We start from the raw sequence: 3,589 nt of genomic DNA on the forward strand, positions 1-3,589 counted from the left end.
CCCTTCGTTGATTAGAAGCCGTTCTTCCCCGGTATCCAGTTGGTGCCGGCACAGGCGATCGCCGACATGCAGAAGGATGGCGCCGGCTTTGCCGGGTTCGCCACCTGGCTGGACCTGACGCCGGCACATCCCGACATGCTGGCGGTGCCGGATCCGGATTCGGTGATCCAGCTGCCGTGGAAGCCGGAAGTCGCCTGGGTCGCGGCCAACTGCATCATGGACGACAAGGAGGTCGACCAGGCGCCGCGCAACACGCTGAAGCGGCTGATCGCGGAAGCCGCCAGCGACGGCATGCACGTCAAGACCGGCGTCGAGGCCGAGTTCTTCCTGATCTCGCCCGACGGCAAGACGATTTCCGACGAATACGACACGGCCTCAAAGCCCTGCTACGACCAGCAAGCGGTGATGCGTCGCTATGACGTCATCGCCGAGATCTGCGACCACATGCTGGCGCTCGGCTGGGGCGCCTACCAGAACGACCACGAGGATGCCAACGGCCAATTCGAGATGAACTGGGCCTTCGACGACGCGCTGGCGACCGCGGACAAGCATTCCTTCTTCAAGTTCATGGTCAAGTCGATCGCCGAGAAGCATGGCCTGCGCGCGACGTTCATGCCCAAACCGTTCCAGGGCCTGACCGGCAATGGCTGCCATGCCCATATCTCGGTCTGGGATAAATCGGGCAAGACCAACGTTTTCGCCGACAAATCGATGGAGCTCGGCCTGTCGGCCAAGGGCCGGAATTTCCTCGGCGGCATCATGAAGCATGCCTCGGCGCTGGCCGCGATCACCAACCCGACGGTCAATTCCTACAAACGCATCAACGCGCCGCGCACCATTTCGGGCGCGACCTGGGCGCCGAATACAGTGACCTGGACCGGCAACAACCGCACCCACATGGTGCGCGTGCCCGGCCCGGGCCGCTTCGAACTGCGACTGCCGGATGGGGCGGCCAACCCCTATCTGCTGCAGGCGGTTATCATCGCCGCCGGCCTCGACGGCATCCGCTCCAAGGCAGATCCCGGCAAGCGCTACGACATCGACATGTACCAGCATGGGCACACGGTGAAGGGCGCGCCAAAACTGCCGCTCAACCTGCTCGACGCGTTGCGCGAGTTCGACAAGGACAAATCGCTCAAGGCGGCGCTGGGTGAGGAATTCTCGTCGGCCTACCTAAAGCTGAAGCACCAGGAATGGAATTCCTATGCTTCGCACTTCACGCAATGGGAGCGCGACCACACGCTGGATATCTGACCACCAGCGTGACGCGAGCGACCTCGGAATGAACTGATGAAATATTCGATCTTTTCGCTCGCCCGCGCCGCCCTGTCCGGCCACAAGAACTGGCAACGCACCTGGCGCGACGCCACGCCGAAGGATCGCTACGACGTGGTGATCATCGGCGGCGGCGGCCACGGGCTTGCCACCGCCTGGTTTCTCGCCAGCGAGTACGGCATCAAGAATGTCGCCGTACTCGAAAAAGGCTGGATCGGCTCCGGCAATGCCGGCCGCAACACCACCATCATCCGCTCCAATTACGGCCTGCCCGGCAACACCGGCTTCTACGAATTGTCGATGAAGCTGTGGGAGCGGATGGAGCAGGACCTCAACTACAATGCGATGGTCAGCCAGCGCGGCGTCATCAACCTCTACCACTCCGACGCACAGCGCGACGCTTATGCGCGGCGCGGCAACACCATGCGCATCAACGGCATCGACGCCGAACTGCTCGACCTCGCTGCCGTCAAGAAGATGATCCCGTTCCTGAACTTCGACAATGCGCGCTTTCCCGTGCAAGGCGGGCTCTTGCAGCGGCGCGGCGGCACGGCGCGGCACGATGCGGTGGTCTGGGGCTATGCCCATGCGGCGAGCGAACTCGGCGTCGACATCATCCAGAATTGCGAAGTCACCGGCTTCGTCAGGGACGCCAATGGCAAGGTGACCGGCGTCGAGACATCGCGCGGCAAGATCGGTGCCGGCAAGGTCGGCATGGCGGTCGCCGGAAGTTCGTCGCGCGTCGCGGCGATGGCCGGCCTGCGCCTGCCTATCGAAAGCCATGTGCTGCAGGCCTTTGTCTCCGAGGCGATCAAGCCGCTCATCCCTGGTGTCATGACCTTCGGCGCCGGCCATTTCTACGTCAGCCAGTCCGACAAGGGCGGCCTCGTCTTCGGCGGTGACATAGACGGCTACAATTCCTACGCCCAACGCGGCAACATGCCTGTCATGGAGGACGTCTGCGAGGGCGGCATGGCGCTGATGCCGATGATCGGCCGCGTGCGCCTGCTGCGCCAGTGGGGCGGCATCATGGACATGTCGATGGACGGTTCGCCGATCATCGACAAGACGCCGGTCGACGGGCTCTATCTCAACGCCGGCTGGTGCTATGGCGGCTTCAAGGCGACACCAGGCTCCGGCTTTGTCTTTGCCCATCTGCTGGCGCGCGACGAATCGCACGAAGAAGCCGCTCGGTTCCGTCTCGACCGGTTCCGTACCGGCGCCATGATCGACGAAAAGGGCCAAGGCGCCCAACCGAACCTGCATTGAAGGCGGTCTAGAACAGCATGCGCATTGTCTGTCCCTTCTGCGGCGAACGCGAACTCGGCGAGTTCACCTATCTCGGCGACGCCAAGCCGGTGCGGCCGGTCGCCGACGCCTCGGAAGACGAGGTCTTCAACTATGTCTATCTGCGCGACAACGTCGCCGGACAGACCAGCGAACACTGGTACCATGGCGGCGGTTGCCGGGCCTGGCTGAAGGTCACCCGCAACACGCTGACGCATGAGATTTCCGCCGTTGAGCCGGCGGCTGGCGTGGGTGCGAGGCAGGTCGCGAAATGAATTTTCTTGTGCAAGTCAGCGCCGCCCCTCACCTGCCTGCCGGCATCCTCTCCCCGTATAGAGACGGGGAGAGGGACCTGGCTGCTATTCCTGCAGCGTTGATGATTAGCGAAATCGTGGACGAGAGCGTCCTTCTCCCCGTCACTATACGGGGAGAAGTGCCCGGCAGGGCGATGAGGGGCGGCTCGACGCTGCCGCATGACATCGAAGCGACGAAGGGTCGGCAATCGTGACTTCCAGCCAATCCCATCGGCTCGGCAATGGCGGTCTCATCGACCGCTCGGTGCCACTGAACTTCCGTTTCGACGGCAAGGCTTTCTCCGGCTTCCAGGGCGATACGCTCGCCTCCGCGCTGATCGCCAACGGCGTCAAGCTGGTCGGCCGCTCATTCAAATACCATCGCCCGCGCGGTATTCTCACCGCTGGTTCGGAAGAACCCAACGCGCTGGTCGAGCTGCGCACCGGCGCACGGCGCGAGCCGAACACCAAGGCGACGACAGCCGAACTCTATGACGGGCTCGAGGCCGCCAGCCAGAACCGTTGGCCGTCGCTGCGCCACGATTTGATGTCGGTGAACCAGCTGTTCGCGCCGATCTTCGTTGCCGGCTTCTACTACAAGACTTTCATGTGGCCGGCGAAATTCTGGGAAGCGATCTACGAGCCGGCGATCCGCCGCGCCGCCGGCCTCGGCCGTGCCTCAGGCATCGCCGATCCCGATCACTACGACAAGGCATGGGCGCATTGCGATGTGC

Annotated in this window: 3 protein-coding genes and 1 pseudogene; all 4 read left to right on the forward strand. The window is 63.4% G+C overall.

The window, feature by feature from the left end; all coding sequences use genetic code 11:
- Positions 1–36: 36 nt before the first annotated feature.
- Positions 37–1,254 (forward strand): annotated as a pseudogene (glnT, locus tag EN964_RS28870) (type III glutamate--ammonia ligase); the annotation flags it as partial.
- 36 nt (positions 1,255–1,290) lie between these two features.
- The gene (locus tag EN964_RS28875; RefSeq protein ID WP_127270293.1) at positions 1,291–2,544 is read left to right on the forward strand and encodes a sarcosine oxidase subunit beta family protein; all 1,254 of its coding nucleotides are present in this window, start codon (positions 1,291–1,293) and stop codon (positions 2,542–2,544) included.
- Between the two features lie 17 nt (positions 2,545–2,561).
- Complete coding sequence (locus EN964_RS28880) at positions 2,562–2,837, forward strand: sarcosine oxidase subunit delta (RefSeq protein ID WP_127269579.1); 276 nt, start codon at positions 2,562–2,564, stop codon at positions 2,835–2,837.
- Positions 2,838–3,066: 229 nt separating this feature from the next.
- The coding region (locus EN964_RS28890) for a 2Fe-2S iron-sulfur cluster-binding protein (protein WP_206528774.1) at positions 3,067–3,589 on the forward strand (523 nt) is incomplete at its 3' end.

It is taken from the genome of Mesorhizobium sp. M7A.F.Ca.CA.001.10.2.1 (genome assembly GCF_003998575.1).
GTDB lineage: Bacteria > Pseudomonadota > Alphaproteobacteria > Rhizobiales > Rhizobiaceae > Mesorhizobium.